Raw genomic sequence first — 18,486 nt, forward strand, 5'->3', positions numbered from 1 at the left:
CTGGAAGGGGCCTGGACAATCGCCAACAGGCACGGCACGGCAGCCCCGAAAAATAGCACAGCTGTTGTGGCGGCAATTGCCCGGCGTCGCGCTTCACACGGTGTGACGCGCGAGCGCAGGGCAGTGCTGTCGGGCGCGGCGGGCCGGTGGCTGGCAGGGCGACGCGCGTGGCAGGCAGTCGCCGCGCGCGGGCGCATCGCCCTCCATACAGCAGCGTGTGTTACGCATCAGGCTGTTTCGCATGCGGTGCACCGATTAAGATGCCGCCAGCATCTTGCTGACCAGGAGTCCACGTTGATCATCCATCCCAAAGTGCGCGGCTTCATCTGCACCACCACGCATCCGCTTGGCTGCGAGCGCAATGTGCTCGAGCAGATCGCGGCAACGCGCACGCGCGGCGTGCGCAACGACGGCCCGAAGAAGGTCTTGGTGATCGGCGCGTCCAGCGGCTACGGCCTGGCTTCGCGCATCACTGCCGCGTTCGGGTTCGGTGCGGACACGCTGGGCGTGTTCTTCGAAAAACCCGGCACCGCCACCAAGGCCGGCACCGCCGGCTGGTACAACTCGGCGGCCTTCGACAAACACGCCAAGGCCGCTGGCCTGTACAGCAAGTCGATCAATGGCGATGCGTTTTCGGATGCGGCGCGCGAAAAAGTGATCGAGCTGATCAAGACCGAGATGGGCGGCAGCGTCGATCTGGTGGTGTATTCGCTGGCCTCGCCGGTGCGCAAGCTGCCGGGCAGCGGCGAAGTGAAGCGTTCCGCGCTCAAGCCGATCGGCAACACCTACACCGCCACCGCCATCGACACCAACAAGGACGCCATCATCCAGGCCTCGATCGAGCCGGCGACCGAGCAGGAAATCGACGACACCATCACCGTGATGGGCGGGCAGGATTGGGAACTGTGGATCGACGCGCTGGAAGGCGCCGGCGTGCTCGCCGATGGCGCACGCAGCGTGGCCTTCAGCTATATCGGCACCGAAATCACCTGGCCGATCTACTGGCACGGCGCGCTGGGCAAGGCCAAGGTCGACCTGGACCACACCGCGCAACGCTTGAACGCGCGCCTGGCCGCCCGCGGCGGCAGCGCCAATGTAGCGGTGCTCAAGTCGGTGGTGACCCAGGCCAGTGCGGCGATCCCGGTGATGCCGCTGTATATCTCCATGGTCTACAAGATCATGAAGGAAAAGGGCTTGCACGAAGGCACCATCGACCAGCTCGACCGCCTGTTCCGCGAGCGCCTGTACCGCGAAGACGGCCAGCCGGCCGAGCTGGATGACGAAAACCGCCTGCGCCTGGACGACTGGGAACTGCGCGACGACGTGCAGGACGCCTGCAAGGCGCTATGGCCGCAGGTCACCACCGACAACCTGTTCGCGCTCACCGACTACGCCGGCTACAAGCACGAGTTTCTCAAGCTGTTCGGCTTCGAGCGCGACGACGTGGATTACGACGCCGATGTGGCGACGGACGTGAGCTTCGATTGCATCGAGTTGGGGTGAGGAATCGGGAATCGGGAATGGGGAATCGCAAGAGCGTGGTTCCCTACTCTTCCAATTTCCGCGCACACGGAGCTATAGAAAACGGCCGGCAGTGATGCCGGCCGTTCTTATGGGGGCAGGCCGTGGCGTTGCTGTGGTTGTGTGGCTCTGCGGCGCGATGCGCTATCGACGCGCTGATACGGCGCGCTACTGCAGTGCCGCGTCGCGGCTGCCGGTGACGCATCTGGCGCGCTCGCTAACGCCTTCATTGCCAGCCAGGCGGATGACGCAACGTCTAGCGGCCTTCCTCTTCTCCGCCCGTCGGGCCGCTTTTCCCGAGGGAAAGGGGACCTGCGCGTGTGTTCCTCATCGCATCCTGGATGCACGCAACATTGCGTCAACAATGCGGCATCCATCCCCAATCACCACTCCCACTCCTGGCACCCAATGGACAAACTCATCGCCCATCTCGTCCTGGCGTTTGTCGTCAGTGTCGTCTGCGCTGTGCTGTTGCGCTTTAGTCGGGTGCATGGCGCGCTGAAAGCCGTCATCAATCTTCTGATCACCACAGTGGTGGTGTGTGTCGTGGTGATGCAGGACGGCTCCGCGCCTCCCTGGCAGAACGCACTGCTGATCTCAGCGTTCTTCAGCGTTCCGGCATCGGTCTGCGTGTTGATGGTGAGCGCCGCCATGGCATGGCTCATCGACAAGCGCCGCGCACGCGCTGGGCGTGAGGCACCGATCTGAAGTGGAGCGGGGAACAGATGCAGCGGGCGACCTCATGGCCGCCCAGCAGTTTCGTTAGCCGCTCTTGATCCGTTCGCGCCGCGGCGCGCTTCATGCGCTGCAGCGTTTCAACCGATGAGGCGACCAGCTTCAGCTCTTACGATTCCCGATTCCCGATTCACCGCTTCACATCGAACCGCGCATCGCCCACGCACGCCTGCACATCGGCCACCGACAGCGGATTGAAATCGCCGGGAATCGAGTGCTTCAAACAACCGGCAGCCAGGCCGAAGCGCACCGTGTCGTCCAGCGACCAGCCTGCGATCAGGCCGTGCAGCACGCCGGCGGCAAACGCATCGCCACCGCCGATGCGGTCGATGATGGGGGTGAGTTCTTCGCTGGGCGCGCGCGCCACCGCGCCCTCGCGCGGCACCAGCATCGCGCCCAGGCTGTGGTGGTCCACGTTATGCGCCACGCGTTGCGTGCAGGCCATCAACTGCAGCTGCGGGAATGCGGCAAACGCCTGCTGCGCGGCTGCTTCCACACGCGCTTCCAGCGTGTCCTGCGGGAACTCGCCACCGAGCACCACACCGATATCGCGGTAGTCGGCAAACACCACATCGGCACAGTCGAACAGCTGATGCAGGATGCCGCGCGCATCGCCCTGCCAGCGCTGCCACAACTTGGGCCGGTAGTTGCCGTCGAACGACACCTTGACCCCGGCCGCCCGCGCGGCGCGCGCTGCCGCCAGCGTGGCCTGCGCGACGTCGGCGCCCAGCGCCGGGCTCACCCCGGACAGATGCAGCCATTGCGCACCCTCAAGCAGGCGCGGCCAGTCGTAGGCATCGGCGGACGCCAGCGCAAACGCCGAATCGGCGCGGTCGTAGACCACTTCGCTGGGGCGATGGATCGCGCCGGTGGTTAAAAAGTACAGGCCCATGCGGCCATCCACCCGCCGCACATGGCTGGTATCGACGTCATGCCTGCGCAGCTCGCCGAGTACCGCTGCACCCAGTGGGTTGTCGGCCACGGTGCTGACCATGGCCACGTCGTGGCCGAAATGCGCTAGCGACACGCCGACGTTGGCTTCTGCACCACCGCAATGCACGTCCAGTCGCGGCTGCTGCAACAGCAGCTCGTGACCAGGCGCCCCCAGGCGCAGCAACAACTCTCCAAAACACAGGATGCGGGCTCGACTCATGCGGTAGTACCTCGGCTGTGTGGTGCGTCACAGGGTGGGGGACCGGTGGCGCGTTACGATGACCATCGGTGTCATTCTAGCCGGCAGCAAACCTGCCGGGCGAGCGTCATGATGCGACCTGAAGCGACCGCTTGCACCCCTTTAGGGCAAATATGATGACGTTTTCTGCTGCGCTGCAAGATGTTGAACGACGATTCAGCTGGTAACGTCGTTTTGACCAGCGGTGTCATTGCCGCTCACACCCCCGCATTTCACATTGTTCATGGACCCTTGGGAGGGGAGGACATGCAATTTCGGACCACCAACCGGAAGACACCGGTTACCTTGCTGGCGTTGTCGATCGGCCTGGCGCTGAGCGGCCACCTGGCAGCACAAGAAACCACCCAAGCGCCTGCAGAACCGGCCGTGGACCTGGACACCGTCACGGTGACCGGCTATCGCGCCTCGGTGGAAAAGGCCCTGGACATCAAGCGCGGCGAAGCCGGCGTGGTCGATGCGATTGTCGCTGAGGACATCGGCAAGTTCCCCGACCTCAACCTGGCCGAATCGCTGCAGCGCATCCCCGGCGTGGTGATCACCCGTGAGGCCGGCGAAGGCCGCGCCATTTCGGTGCGTGGTCTGGGCCCGGAGTTCACCCGCGTGCGCATCAACGGCATGGAAGCGCTCACCACCGTGGGCGCCGGCGACCAGAGCGGTGGCACCAACCGCGGCCGCGGCTTCGACTTCAACGTGTTCGCCTCGGACCTGTTCTCGCAGCTGATCGCGCGCAAGACCGCCTCGGCCGATGTGGAAGAAGGCTCGTTGGGCGCCACTGTCGACCTGCGCACCGCGCGTCCGTTCGACTACAACGGCTTCACCTTCGCTGCCAGCACCCAGGCCGCTTACAACGCGATGGCCGAAAAGGCCAACCCGCGCGTGGCCGGCTTGATCGCCAATACCTGGGCCGACAACACCTTCGGCGCCTTGCTGTCGGTGGCCTACACCGAGCGCGAAGTGCTGGAAGAAGGTTCCAACACCGGCCGCTGGGCCAATGGCACCAGCAACGGCGGTTTCAGCGCCACCTCGCCGTTCGCCGCCGCGCGCTCGGCCGATGTCTACCACCCGCGCTTCCCGCGCTACACCCAGCAGATCCACGACCAGCAGCGCCTGGGCATCACCGGCTCGCTGCAGTGGAAGCCGTCCGATCGCACCACGCTGTCGCTGGACATGCTGTATTCCAAGATCGACGCCAAGCGCGACGAGCATTACATCGAAGCGATCTCCTTCAGCCGCAACCGCGACGGACTCACCCCGCGTCGTGCAGTGCGCGACGGCAAGCCGGCCACCATCGTGCGCAACGGCGAAATCCGCAACAACGCCTTGGTCTACGGCGAATTCGACAACGTCGACATCCGTACCGAAAACCGCCACGACGAGTGGAACACCGAGTTCAAGCAGATCAGCTTCGACATGGAGCATCGTTTCAACGATGCCTTCAGCGTCAATGCCCGGGTGGGCACCTCGCGCTCTGCGCACGAGAACCCGATCCAGACCACCATCATCATGGACAAGTACGACGTCGACGGGTACAGCTACGACTACCGCGGCAACAACCGCGCGCCGGTGCTGAACTACGGCATCGACCCGACCAATCCCAATGGCTGGGAGCTGGCCGAAATCCGTTTGCGCCCGCAGTCGGTGGATAACGACTTCGACACCGGGCAGATCGACTTCAACTGGAACGTCAGCCCCGGCTTCCGCCTCAAGGGCGGCGTGCTGGCCAAGAACTACACCTTCAGCACCGTCGAGCTGCGCCGCGCCAACGAGCTGGCCGTGCCCAACTTCGCCAACGGCACCACCATCGTGCCGGCAGACCTGACCGAACAGGCCGGGCTCAAGGGCATCAACGGCAGCCCCAACGCCTGGGTCGTGCCCAACCTGGATGCGGTGGCCGATCAGTTCGGCATCTACAGCAACAGCGGCACCTTTGCAGTGGCTCCGCGCGTCAACAACAGCCGTAGCGTCGAAGAAAAAGACCGCGGCGTGTGGTTGATGGGCGAGTTCTCCACCGACCTGGGGTCCATCCCGCTGTCGGGTAACTTCGGCGTGCGTTACGTGCGCACCGAGCAGGAGTCCACCGGGTTCGCGTTGATCAACAACATCCCGACGCAGACCACCGTGGGCCGCAAGTACAACAACACGTTGCCCTCGTTCAATCTGGTCGCCGAGCTGATGCCCGACCTGCTGCTGCGCCTGGGTGCGGCCAAGGTCATGAGCCGTCCCGGCCTGGGCAGCCTCACCCCCGGCGTCACCGTGGCCGTGGCCGGCGGGTCGCGCACCGTGGCCGGCGGCAACCCGGATCTGGACCCGATCGAAGCCACTAACGTCGACCTCGGCCTGGAGTGGTACTTCAACGAAGGCGCCATGGTCGGTGTCGGCCTGTTCTACAAGGACATCGAAAGCTTCATCCAGACCGCGCGCGAAGTGCGCCCGTATTCCAGCAGCGGCCTGCCGGCCTCGTTGCTGGACGGCACCGGTGCCACCGTCAACGACGACTTCGCCTTCAGCATCCCGCTCAATACCCCGGGCGGCGAATTGAAGGGCGTGGAAGCCAACTACACCCAGCCCTTCACCTTCCTGCCGGGCAAGTGGGCCAACCTGGGCGTGCAGCTCAACTACACCTGGGTCGATTCGCAGATCCAGTACCTGGCCAGCAGCGGCGCGCCGGTGATGAAGAACGATCTGCTCGGGCTGTCGCGCTCGTCGTGGAATGCCACGTTGTTCTACGAAGGCGAATCCTTCGCAGGGCGCGTGTCGGCCACCAACCGCGACGACTACCTGACCCAGGCACCGGGTTCCGAAGCCGGCTTCAACGTCGATGGCGTGCACGGCATGACCGGCACCACCATGATCGACGCCTCGCTGCGCTACAAGATCAGCAAGCAGCTGGAGCTGAGCCTGGAAGGCATCAACCTCACCAACGAAGCCTCCGATGAGTGGGTGTCCTCGCCGCGCACCGGCCAGTTGCCGCTGCAATACGGTGAAACCGGTCGCCAGTTCCTGCTCGGCGCCCGCTACAAGTTCTAAAAGCGTGTCCGCCCGCTGCGCACACGCGCAGCGGGCCTGATTCCAACGCCTGATCGCGATGACGTCTTGCGCCCGGTTTTTCGGGCGCGCATGCAACGCGGTGGGCGAGATGTTTCGTGCGACGCCGATGGCCTTGGGGGGCTGAGCGCGTCTTTGCAGCCAGTGCCAGGGAGAGAGCCGCATCATGCAAGCCCGTTCGTGTCGTCCTGCCCACGCGGCAGGCGCCCGCCTGTCCGCCGCGCGTCTGTCGGTGGCCATCGTGTTGGCCCTGCACGGTGTCGGCGCTGCCGCGCAAACCGTCGGTCCGCCCACCACGCCAACCGATCCGGTGGATCTGGACCGTGTGCAGGTCAAGGCCACCTACCGCGAAAGCCTGCAGCAATCGCTGGACGCCAAGCGTTATAGCGTGGAGCAGGTGGATGCGATCTATGCCGAAGACATCGGCAAGTTTCCCGATCTGAATCTGGCCGAATCGATGCAGCGCATCGCCGGCGTCTCCATCGACCGCGAAGGCGGCGAGGGCAAGCAAATTTCCGTGCGCGGCCTGGGCTCGGATTTCACCCGCGTGCGCATCAACGGGCTGGAAGCATTGGCCACCGCCGGCAGCGGCAGCGATGGCGTCAACCGCAGCCGTGGCTTCGACTTCAATACCTTTGCCTCCGAATTGTTCAGCCGCGTCACCATCAGCAAGACCCAGTCGGCGCAGATGGACGAAGGCTCATTGGGTGCCACCGTCGATTTGCGTGGCTCGCGCCCGTTCGACTTCGATGGCTTTGAAGCCGCTGCGTCCACCCAATACGGCTACAACGATCTCTCGCGCGAAAAAGACCCGCGCTTCTCCGGCCTGATCAGCAACATCTGGGCCGATGGTCGCGTCGGCGCATTGATGTCGGTGTCCTACAGCGAGCGCCATCTGCGCGAAGAAGGCTACAACCCGGTGCGCTGGGAGCACGGCAACTACCGCAACTCCAACCAGAGCACCGCCACCAACAACGGCACCTACGGGTTCTGCTCGCCAGTGGGCTACAACCCCCAGACCCCGCGCAACCCGTTGTCGAATGAAACCCGCGCTGGCGTGGGCTCGCAGGCCAACCAGGACCGCAACAACGGCTGGGGCAGCTACGGCATCAGTGCCACCAGCTGCGGCACCGGCATAGCGCGCCCGGCCAATACGCCCGAAAACATCCAGGCCTACGAAACCGCCACCGATGCCTGGATTCCGCGCTACCCGCGCTATATCCGCACCGATCATGAGATCAAGCGGCTCGGTGTCACTGGCGCACTGCAATTCAAGTTCAGCGACGACACCTTGCTCAACGTCGACCTGCTGTATTCCAAGTTGGACAAGGACCAGCGCGAAGATTCGGTTGGCGCCAACCTGCACCGCACCGCCAACTTCGGCGGCAAGACCCAGATTGCGGTACGCGAAGCGCAGGTGGACGAGCAGAACCGCCTCACCTACGGCGTGTTCGACAACGTCGACTACCGCACCGAATCCAGCACCATCGAGGAATCCACCGAGTTCAAGCAGTTCAACCTGGACCTGGCGCACCGCTTCAACGACCAGGTGCGCATGACTGCACTGGTTGGCCATTCCACTTCCGATTACGAGCGCCCGGTGTTCTCGCTGGTCAGCTTCGACAACACCAACCTCGACGGTTTCGTGCTCGACCGGCGTAATGGTGGCGATTACCCCAGCATGACGTTCCCGTTCGACGCCGCCGACCCCAACAACTGGCAGTGGCTGGGCTATGGCGCGGTGCCGGTCAACAGCAATGGCACCGCGCGCGGCACCAACATCAGCGAAGTGCGGCTCAATCCGCAGTCGGTCAGCAATACCTTCGACACCGCCAAGCTGGATCTGGAATTCAACATCAATTCCACCTTCACCTTCCGCACCGGTCTGGCCTACAAGAACTACGACATGGAGACGACCGAGTCGCGCCATGTCTCCTATGGTCGCCTGGCGCAGGCGTTGCCGGCCGGCGTGGGCGTGGGCGATCTGAACACCACGCTGGACGGCTTTGGCCGCAGCTTGAACGGCAACTTTCCCACCACCTGGGTGATTCCGGATTTCCAGAAAGTCGCCGACCTGCTCAACATCAATTGCAACTGCGATACCGGCGTGCCCGGTGGCGATTACCGCCTGGCCGATGTCGGCCATTTCGGCTCGTCCAACAACAATTTCGCGGTCAACGAAAAGAGCCTGGGCACGTATCTGCAGCTGGATTTCAATACCGACCTGTGGGGTCGCGCGCTGCGCGGCAACCTGGGCGTGCGCTACGTGCAGACGCAGATCGCCGCAAGCGGCTATGCACCGTGCACGGCCACCGCCTCCGGCGCCATCTCGCCCAACTGCGAGTCGTTCTTCGGCGTGGCCAGCGCCACCGCCAACCCCGGCGAGCGCCTGCTGGTGCCCACCACCGTCAATCACAACTACCGCGATGTGTTGCCCTCGTTGAACCTGTCATGGGATGTCAGCGATGAGGTCGTGCTGCGCTTCGGTGCGGCCAAGACCATGGCACGCCCCACGCTGGCCTACCTGTCGCCCAGCGTCAGCGGCGGCCCCACCCAGTTCTTCGATGACGGGCGCTTTTTCTCGATCAATCTGGGCAATCCCAAGCTCGACCCGTTCCGCTCCACCAACTACGACCTCAGCGCCGAATGGTATTTCCGCGAAGGCTCGCTGCTGTCGGCGGCGGTGTTCTACAAGGACATCCAGAGTTACGTGCAGCGCACCCGCGTGCTCACCACCTGGGAAGCGATGGGCTACTCGCTGGATCTGCTGCCCGCAGGCTTTACCCCGGACACTATCTTCAATGTGCAGAGCTACTTCAACACGCCTGGCGGCCCGCTCAAGGGCTTCGAGCTGACGTATCAGCAGGCCTTCGATTTCCTGCCTGGCTTCTGGCGCAACTTCGGCGTGCAGCTCAACTACACCCAGGTCGATTCCAAGATCAATTACCTGTTCAGTACCGCCGGCAACAGCAATACCAGCATCACCACCACCACCACCGAGCGCGACCTGCTCAACCTCTCGCCGCAGTCCTACAACGCCACCGTCTATTACGACGACGGCCGCTTCAGTGCGCGCGTGTCCACCAGTTATCGCGATGGCTACATCAACAACATCCTCGCCCAGGAAGACGTCTACGACCTGGACGGCAAGCGTCTGGTCACCGCCGATGTCACCGGCAAATACAGCGTTGAAAACGTCGATTTCAACATGTCCTACAAGCTCAACGACCACCTGTCGCTGACCTTTGAGGCGATCAACCTCCTCGACACCCCCGACCGTCGCTACGTCGATTCCACGCTGGAACTGCCGGACAAATACACCGTCACCGGACGCCAGTACTACGTCGGCGCGCGCTACAAGTTCTAACAGGAGCACAGCAATGCAATTGCATCGCAGGATCGTGTTACGCAACCTCGCCGCCACCGCCATGCTGGCGGGGCTCTCGCTCTGCAGCACGGTGGCCCTGGCCGCCGACCCGGTCTATACCGTGGCCAAGCAGGGCAGCGCCGGCTACCGCACCGTACAGGCCGCCATCGACGCCGCCGTACAGGGCGGTAAACGCGCGCAGATCAACATCGGCGCCGGCACCTACCAGGAACTGATCGTGGTGCCGTCCAACGCACCGGCACTCAAGCTCACCGGCGCCGGCCCCACCCAGACCATCATCACCTACGACAACTACGCCTCGCGCATCAATCCGGCCACCGGAAAGGAATACGGCACCTCCGGCTCGTCCAGCGTCATCATCGCCGGCAACGACTTCACTGCCGAAAAACTCGCCTTGGGCAATCACGCAGGCCCGGTGGGGCAGGCGGTGGCGGTACGTGTGGATGGCGATCGCGCTGCGTTCCGCAACGTGCGCTTCCTCGGTTACCAGGACACGCTGTACCTGCGCGGCGCCAAGCTGTCGTACTTTTTGGATTGCTATGTCGAAGGCACGGTGGACTTCGTATTCGGCGCCGGCACCGCGCTGTTCGAAAACGTGCAACTGCACTCGTTGGGCGATGGCTACCTCACCGCCGCCTCCACCCCGCAGGAAAGTGCGCGCGGCTTCGTGTTCCGCAATGCCCGCGTCACCGCGGCCAGCGGTGTCTCGCGCGTGCACCTCGGGCGCCCGTGGCGGCCGTATGCCAGCGTCAGCTTCATCAGCAGCCAGCTCGGCGCGCACATCCTGCCCGAGGGCTGGAACAACTGGGGCAACACCGCCAACGAGGCGACTGCCCGCTACAGCGAATACCAGAGCAGCGGCAACGGCGCCAACCCGTCGCGCCGCGTGAAGTGGTCGCGCCAGCTCACCGCTGCGCAGGCCGCCGCGCTGGACCGTAACACCATCCTGGGCAGCTGGAGGCCGTTCTGATGATCCGCTTATCGACACTCGCATTCACCACCGCATTGCTGCTGGCCCCGCTGTCGGCCATGGCCGACAAGATCGCCGACAATATGTTGCTGCTGCAGACCGCCTCCGGCGGTTGGTCCAAGCAGTACAAGGGCGTGGCGGTGGACTACACCCGCACCTTTACCGCCGCCGAAATCGCCGAGCTGCAACAGCCCGGGCGCAAGGACGACGCCACCATCGACAACAAGGCGACCACGTCCGAAATCACGTACCTGTCCACTGCCTTCAAGAACGAAAAGAACGCCAAGTACATCGCTGCCGCACGCCGTGGCGTGGACTATCTGCTCAAGGCGCAGTACGCCAACGGCGGCTGGCCACAGTTCTACCCGGACCTGTCGTCCTACCACCATCAGATCACCTACAACGATGATGCGATGGTGCGTGTGCTCAACCTGCTGCAGGACATCGGCGAGGGCAAGGGCGACACCGGCGCGCAACTGCGCAGCAGCCACGGCGCCCGCGCAGTGCAGGCAGTCACCAAGGGCCTGGAATGCGTGCTTGCCACCCAGGTCAAGATCGGCAGCACGCTCACCGTGTGGGGCGCGCAGTACGACGAAGTCACGCTCAAGCCGGCCAAGGCACGCGCGTATGAACTGGCCTCGTTGTCGTCCAGCGAGTCGGTGAGCATCGTGCGGTTTCTGATGCGCCAGCCCAACCCGTCGGCCAAGATCAAGACCGCGGTGCAATCGGCCGGTGTCTGGTTCGACACCCACAGCATGCGCGATCTCGCCACCAAGAAAATCGACGACCCCAATCAGGAAACCGGCAAGGACGTGATCCTGGTCGCGCAACCCGGTGCGTCGTTATGGGCACGCTTCTACGACCTGCAAAATCAACGCCCCTTGTATGCCAACCGCGACGGCAAGGCCTTGACCGACTACATGCAGGTGCCCAACGAACGCCGCGTGGGCTATGCCTGGCATGGCACCTGGCCGGACAAGTTGTTGAAGGACGAGATTCCCAAGTGGAAGGCCGCAAACGGGCTGTAGTGGACGCAGCCATCGCACCACCGCACGCGGCGCAGGCTGGCGCGCGCAGCACCCAGGCACGGCATGTACTCTCGTACGTGCCGGCCCGCGTGCTCGCCGCCAAGCGTGCGCCGCGTGCTGCGTTGCGGTGGCACGTTGCAGTGTCTGTCGCGCATGCGGTGCGGCAGTGGTTTTGAAAGAGACGAGGTGCGTGTGCTGAAGGTTTGGATGGGTTTGTTGTGTCTGATCGCGCTGCCGGTGAGTGCGGCCACCCCCACGGCCCCGGAGTTGCTGTTCCGGGTCTCGGCCGATCGCAGCCTGGAGGCCGATGTGGCCCGCGGCGATCGCGTCCCCAACTTCCGCGACAAGATCGCGCTGGTGCCCACCGGCAAACGCGGCAATGCCATCGAATGGGCCGACGACGGCGTGCTGTCGTGGAATGCGCCCGGCAACCTCTACACCCAGCGCGGCACGCTCGGCTTCTTCTGGCGTTCGCGTTACCCGGTCGGCGAAGCGCCGTTCGTGATCTTCCGCGTCGGCTACGCCGACCACACCAGCTGGGATATGGCCTGGCTGCGCATCGACTGGAACGGCCACGGCTTCGACGCCTTCGTCACCGATGCCAATCTCGCGCGCACCCGCGTCTCCTTCAAGCTGGATAAAAACCCCAGCGCCAGCGCGTGGACCCACATCGCCTTTGCCTGGGACGAAACCCGCGGCGTGCGCCTGTACGTGGACGGCAAAGAGGCCGCACGCGTGGACTGCGGTGCACCCTGCGCCAACGGGGGCGCGCTCGATTACGATGCCGCACTCGACCAGTTCGGCCTCGCCGGCCGCGTCATGTCGCCGCATCAGGTGCAAAGCCGCTACAACTTTCTGCGCGGCAGCGATTTCGATGAGATCCGCATCTACGACCGCATGCTCGATGCCAACGGCGCCGCCGCACTGGCGCGCCTGCAAGAGCCCAGCACCGCCGAGCCGCCCACCCAGGCCGCGCAAAGCGCCGCCTTCCTGCACCGTTTCGGTTGGGACAACGGCCACGCACCGCCCGTGCTGGACGCACTGGTCACCAGCATCCGCAAGGTGGAATTCACCGACGCGCGCGACCTCAAGCAATGGATGTGGAAGGCCACCGACGGCATCGCCGAAACCACCTGGCCCGGCGTCTACAACCGCTCGCGCCTGCCGGGGCGCAACGATTACTTCCAGCTGCCCGACTGGAACACCTACGTCGAAGGCGGCAAGGCACTGGACCTCACCCTGCCGGACGAGCCGGTCAACCGCATCGAGCTGCGCGGTGCCGCCTACGGCCAGGCCAGCTACGCCGCGCCCAATTCACCAGCGCAGCCGCTGTTCGAGCGCAAGCAAGGCGTGGTGCGCAGCGTGGACCAGTTCGCGCCACGCCGCGGCGGCACGCTGCGCTTTGCCAACACCGCGCAGGAAACCCCCATCCAGGAACTCTGGGCCTACAACGTGCAACCGGGCGAGGTGCCCAAAGGCAGCGCGCAACTCAGCTACACCGTGCGCAGCGACATCCAGCCCGACTACGACAACCTCGCCCCGCTGCGCGACTACATCGCCGGCCGCTACCCGCTGAGCGAGCGCCAGACTGTGGTCGCGTTGCCCACCAAGGCACCGGCCCGCAAGCGCTCCAGCGACAAGACTGCTAACACCGCGCAGCACCCCATCGTGCACATCCTGGTGCCATCCAGCCTGGGCGACCCGCCGCCAGACCAGGCGCTGATGCGCAGCTGGTCGTACGGCTGGGAAAACATGCACGACGGCCTGGACGGCATCGCCATCACCCTGCCGGCGCTGAACCTGCCGGCCACCCACAACGGCAGCATCCCGCTCAACATCCGCATCAAAGATCCCATCTGGCCCGCACGCGACATGATCGATGTCTCGGTCGCGGTCACCCCCGGCCAGCCGCGCACGCTGTGGCTGGACCTGCGCGACCGCATCTTGAGCAACGACAGCCTGATGCTCAGCATCGCCGCCGCAGCGCCCGGCTTCGATGCCAACGCACTCGACGGCACCCAGTTGCAGCTGGTGTTCAAACCACGCGCCGAGGCCATCACCGAGCACGTCGCCGACCGCTTCAATCAGGTCAAGGACAACTGGGGCTTTCTGGTGGAAGAACACACCACCTCCAAGCGCCAGCTGCTCTACAAGCGGCTGGATGCCGACATCACCGACCTGCTGCGCGTCGACCCGGACCACGCCCTCGGCCGCCAGTACTGGAACGACATCAGCTACGCCAACCAGGGCACGCTGCCTGTCGAGCTGCCCGCCGTGCCCAAGGGCGTGCCCGCCTGGGCGTTCTGGCAGCTGCAAGACCTCAGCGCCACGCGTCGCTACATCCGCTGGTGGATCGAGCAGCGCCAGGTGGCCTACGGCGATTTCGGCGGCGGCATCTCCGACGATTCCGACCTGGTGCAGCAATGGCCCGGCGTCGCCCTGATGGGCGTGGACCCGGACATCCTCAACGCCTCCATGCTCGCCTTGTCCGATGCCAACTACCGCAACGGCATGTTCACCAACGGCCTGTCCACCATCGAAACCGACGAGCTGCATTCCTACGAGGAGGGCATCAACCTCAATAGCGCCCTGCTGTATCTCAACTGGGGCGACCCGCGCACCGTCGAGCGCCTGATGGAAACGGTGAAAGCCTTCGACACCATCATCCAGGTCAACCCGCAAGGCCACCTGTTGTTCGCCAGCAACTGGTTCGGCGGCCGCAAGGTCTACCGCGAGCCCAACTGGCAATGGCAAAAACCGTACTCGTTTCCTGTCGTGCACCCGGCCATCATCCTGGGCGGCTTTAATGCCGACCCCAACAGCCGCCGCATCGTCACCGGGCTGGCGGACGGCTATCTCGCCCATGCCTACACCAATGCCAAGGGCAACTGGGCCCTGCCCAACGAGATCAACTGGCAAACCGGCAAAACCCGCGGCGGCGAACTGTTCGAAGGCAGCGGCGGCGCCGACACCTTGCACACCTTCTGGGCCGCCTACCGCTTCACCGGCGACGAGCGCTATCTCAAACCGATCAACTACCGCGTCGCCAACAGCGGCCCCAATGGCCTGTCGCTGCTCAACGAAAACTTCCTCGACGTCATGGGCAAACGCAGCGACTGGAGCGGCAAGCTACTGGATGCCGCAAACAAGGAAGACGGCAGCGCCCCGGACTTCCCGCACTTTGTTGCCTGGGAGCAAACCGGTAATCTCGATTATCTCGCCGCCATTTACCGCAGCGAGGCCAGAGAGAAACTGCAAAACTTCTACATGAACACCGAAGGCCACTGGTGGAGCGACCGCGTGGAATCCCCCACGGTCAACCTGCAACGCGCCCGCCTGGGCGGCGTCGCCCTCAAGCGCAATCAAACCTATCCCGGCCACACCGTCAGCTGGCGCTTCGCTGATCCAGAGGCTGCCACGCAAGTGGCCATCGCCATCCCCGCACCCCAGCAAGACCGCTTCACCGTCATCGCCTACAACACCTCCAGCAAGACCCAGCAAGCCAGCATGACCGGCTGGAACGTCGCCCCAGGCCAATGGCGTATCACCCAAGGTGTGGACCGCGATGGCGACGGCAAGCTCGACAGCCCAGCCAAAACGCGCGAAGTGGCGTTCGAAAAAAGCACCTCCATCGACATCGACTTCCCCGCAGCCCGCACCACCATCCTGCAGCTCGAACGCATCGCAGCCACCACCCCGGTCGAACTGCGCCCGGACCTGGGCATCGGTCACGGCGACGTACGCATGACTGCAGACGCCATCGAAGTGACCGTGCACAGCCTCGGGCACGCGGATGCGCCGGCCGGGTTTGTGGTGCTTGAGGATGCACGTGGCAAGGAGCTGGCAAGAGCCGCGTTCCCGGCGCTCGCAGCACCACGCGATCTGCAGCCAATCACCACGAAGGTACGCCTGCCGCTGCCCAACGCGGCAGGCCTAAAAACCGCACAACTACGCGTCATCACCGATGGCAACGCTGCAGAAATTACCGGCCTCAACAATACGCTGTCGCTGCCAACCCCAACCACCGCACCAACGACGAAAAACAGCCCATAACCAACTCACCAATCCCTTCTCCCGCACGCGGGAGAAGGTGCCCGAAGGGCGGATGAGGGCAACGCCGATAAAGCCAGCGATCACTCGCGAAAGCGCATTGACGCAACCCAAAAACTCGGCGAGGATCAAGTCACGCAGTATCTAATGCAGCCGCAAAGCCACACATTTCTTCAGGGGGAAGAAACAATGTTGAGCAAGGCATGGAGCATCGTGGCACTGAGTGTAGCCGCACTGGGGATACGGCATAACATCTGGCGTCAGAGGGACGCAGCTTAAAAGCGATGAGCTTCAAACGCTCGTAGCCATTGAACACGGGCAGGGAGTCGACGGGGATCGTGTTAAGCCGCGCTTAGGCGATCCAATAGTAGTTGTGCCTCTTGGAAAATCTATCGCTGATGAGCATCACAGATCCCATGCGCTTGCTCCTATCGAGCGCCCCATTGGTCCGAATTGGTCAAGATTCGTTGCCTACCGGATGCGCCTCAGCCTGTCTTGTCGACTATCGAGGAAAACGCGTTCTACTCACCGTCTCCCACGCAACAGGAGATCAGGGAGATTGGGCATTACAGCTCCGCTATGTCCCACAAGAAGGCACTGAGCTATACCGGCTTGGCTCTATGAACTTTCTGGCCAAGGCAACGCTTGCGTCACCAAAGCTGCGGGATGTTGATTTCTCATATGTAGAGCTACCGCAGGACATCGTTGCATACAGGCAAGAGATCGAAGTTCCGACAAACAAAATCAAGGCCGAAGCTCACATCACCGTCCATGCGCTAACCCTGGTAGAAGTGCCGAGCGCTGATGACACGTTCGGTTTCTGTGGCATGGTCCTTCCGGCCCAAGAGAAACACTTCGGCCAATTGTACTTTTCTGGTGAGGTTCGGATCTACGAGGGCCTATCGTTCATTCGCACCGAAGGCGACTATCATGTTTTCAAACTTCCTTTTAAGCATCCCGGGCATCTGCATTTCAAAGGATGTAGTGGCGCCCCCATCATCAACGGCGCTGGCGTACCAGTCGCACTTGTTTGTGAGGGTCGGGAAGAGCAAGACGAGATATGGGGGATCTCTTTGGCTGCATACAAAGTTGCAGTCGACATCCTGGTCGAATTGGCAGAGGCATAACAATTCACTCAAGCCGACGCCGCTTCGCGGCGCGGCTTAATTCAGGCGTTAGGCAACAGGGAAACATGATGGCGGCTGCGAAAAAGAGCAAGAAGCCCTACGCCGAATTGTCGGATATCGAAAAGATCCAGAAGAATTGGAACAAGATTCGTGGGCTAATGCAGCGCGAGGAGTGGTCCAGTGCAATCGTCCGTGCAGCGACGGCAACGGAAATAGCTGCCAATCTCGTCATCCGCGAAGAATTAGGGGAAGGTCGAGGGCTGCCTCTTGCGCTTATAGATCACCTCTTGCGTTGGGCCAACGGAATACACGGTAAGTTCGACAAGCTCATCTTGCCCGTCACCAAAGGCGGGCCAATCCATGCACAGGTCAAGAAGTTGAAGGCTCGCGTAGAGGACATAAACTTTGAGCGCAATTCAGTTGTGCATTCCGGCGCGTTCAAGACCAAGACCCAAGCGAAGAAGGTCATATCGGATTCGCGAGCGGTAATTAAAGAGCTTGTCGACCTCTACTACGATGGTTTTCACCTCAATAGCACTTAATGGAAATGTTGCCTAACAATTCGTCCAAGCCGATGCCGCTTCGCGGCGCGGCTCAACTCAGCTGTTAGGGAACAATGTCAGAGAATATCGAAAAATTCAGTGTGCTATTCCGCTCAATCCTTCCCGCGCGTGAGCATGCCTTCTTCTCAAAGATGAGTGGCCGACTTACCTCACCCGCCGGAGAGTATCTTCTTTTCCTTCGTTGTACAAAGGTAGATACGTCCCATCATGTGTACTTACATGCTGACGCGCTACTGCACGACGGACAATCGATCTATCCAATCCAGATCCCACATCAGCTTGTATTGCTCATCACTGGTCAAGATGTACCAAAGGCCATCGGTTTCACGATCAGTCGTGATAGGACCTAACAATTCATCCAAGCCGAACACGCTTCCGTGTCGGCTTAATTCAGGCGTCATGCCTCACAAGGAGTTGTGCCGATGTTTACAAAATCAATTGAAGAAGTTTTTGTGGAGGAGATCAGCAAGCGTGTTATCGGACATGGCCACCAGGTTGACGACGGAGACCGCGGGAGCTACGAAGGGAGCGTCATAAGCCTTGACCCAGAAAAGATCGAGTACTCTTGCGAAGAAGCACCCGACACTATTTTTATTCGAATCAAGGGCGCGTGCGTTGTGCAGCACACCGATTCAGACGGCGACGACCACGATAGTGACTGGAATATAGAGGTAGAGGCTCGAGTAAACATTTTGCCAACTTCTCACGATATCAGCAGCTCTGAAATTAGTGCTCGTATTGATGTCGATATTGTCGGCGTCAACCTGACTAACCAGGATTAAAGTGGCATAAAAGTCTTTGCGTAATGAGGTATAACAATTCATTCAAGCCGATGCCACTTGGCGGCGCGGCTTAACTCAGGTGTTA

General features: G+C 62.6%; 11 protein-coding genes. 10 read left to right on the forward strand and 1 reads right to left on the reverse strand.

Features of this window, described 5'->3' with window-relative positions:
- The first annotated feature begins 294 nt into the window (after positions 1 to 294).
- Positions 295 to 1,503: an enoyl-ACP reductase FabV gene (fabV, locus tag VC212_RS19200; protein ID WP_323526559.1), complete on the forward strand. Its 1,209-nt coding sequence runs from the start codon at positions 295 to 297 to the stop codon at positions 1,501 to 1,503.
- Between the two features lie 426 nt (positions 1,504 to 1,929).
- Complete coding sequence (locus VC212_RS19205; RefSeq protein ID WP_323526561.1) at positions 1,930 to 2,229, forward strand: hypothetical protein; 300 nt, start codon at positions 1,930 to 1,932, stop codon at positions 2,227 to 2,229.
- Between the two features lie 157 nt (positions 2,230 to 2,386).
- Here VC212_RS19205 and VC212_RS19210 read toward each other — a convergent pair whose 3' ends face one another.
- Positions 2,387 to 3,409: a sugar kinase gene (locus tag VC212_RS19210; RefSeq protein ID WP_323526562.1), complete on the reverse strand. Its 1,023-nt coding sequence runs from the start codon at positions 3,407 to 3,409 to the stop codon at positions 2,387 to 2,389.
- Between the two features lie 285 nt (positions 3,410 to 3,694).
- On the opposite strand from VC212_RS19210, the gene VC212_RS19215 reads away from it, so the two are divergent.
- The 8 genes from VC212_RS19215 to VC212_RS19250 all read left to right on the forward strand — a co-directional run bounded on the left by VC212_RS19215 (position 3,695) and on the right by VC212_RS19250 (position 18,401).
- Positions 3,695 to 6,475, forward strand: coding sequence for a TonB-dependent receptor (locus VC212_RS19215; RefSeq protein WP_115552486.1), 2,781 nt, complete (start codon positions 3,695 to 3,697; stop codon positions 6,473 to 6,475).
- Positions 6,476 to 6,659: 184 nt separating this feature from the next.
- Positions 6,660 to 9,860, forward strand: a complete 3,201-nt coding sequence (locus VC212_RS19220; protein ID WP_323526563.1) for a TonB-dependent receptor — start codon at positions 6,660 to 6,662, stop codon at positions 9,858 to 9,860.
- Positions 9,861 to 9,873: 13 nt separating this feature from the next.
- Positions 9,874 to 10,851 (forward strand): pectinesterase family protein, encoded by a 978-nt coding sequence (locus VC212_RS19225; RefSeq protein WP_115526657.1) that lies wholly within the window; start codon positions 9,874 to 9,876, stop codon positions 10,849 to 10,851.
- Entirely contained in the window at positions 10,851 to 11,879 is a 1,029-nt protein-coding gene (gene pelA / locus VC212_RS19230; RefSeq protein ID WP_323526565.1) for a pectate lyase, read from the forward strand. Before VC212_RS19225 ends, pelA begins: the two co-directional genes overlap by 1 nt.
- A 207-nt stretch (positions 11,880 to 12,086) precedes the next feature.
- On the forward strand, positions 12,087 to 15,932 hold the full coding sequence (locus tag VC212_RS19235) for a LamG-like jellyroll fold domain-containing protein (RefSeq protein WP_323526567.1): 3,846 nt from the start codon (positions 12,087 to 12,089) through the stop codon (positions 15,930 to 15,932).
- Between the two features lie 617 nt (positions 15,933 to 16,549).
- Positions 16,550 to 17,056, forward strand: coding sequence for a hypothetical protein (locus VC212_RS19240; protein WP_323526568.1), 507 nt, complete (start codon positions 16,550 to 16,552; stop codon positions 17,054 to 17,056).
- Between the two features lie 68 nt (positions 17,057 to 17,124).
- Complete coding sequence (locus tag VC212_RS19245) at positions 17,125 to 17,598, forward strand: hypothetical protein (protein WP_323526570.1); 474 nt, start codon at positions 17,125 to 17,127, stop codon at positions 17,596 to 17,598.
- A 443-nt stretch (positions 17,599 to 18,041) separates the two neighbouring features.
- The gene (locus tag VC212_RS19250; RefSeq protein ID WP_323526571.1) at positions 18,042 to 18,401 is read left to right on the forward strand and encodes a hypothetical protein; all 360 of its coding nucleotides are present in this window, start codon (positions 18,042 to 18,044) and stop codon (positions 18,399 to 18,401) included.
- Positions 18,402 to 18,486: the final 85 nt, after the last annotated feature.

It is taken from the genome of Xanthomonas sp. WHRI 8932A (genome assembly GCF_035012785.1).
Classification (GTDB): domain Bacteria; phylum Pseudomonadota; class Gammaproteobacteria; order Xanthomonadales; family Xanthomonadaceae; genus Xanthomonas.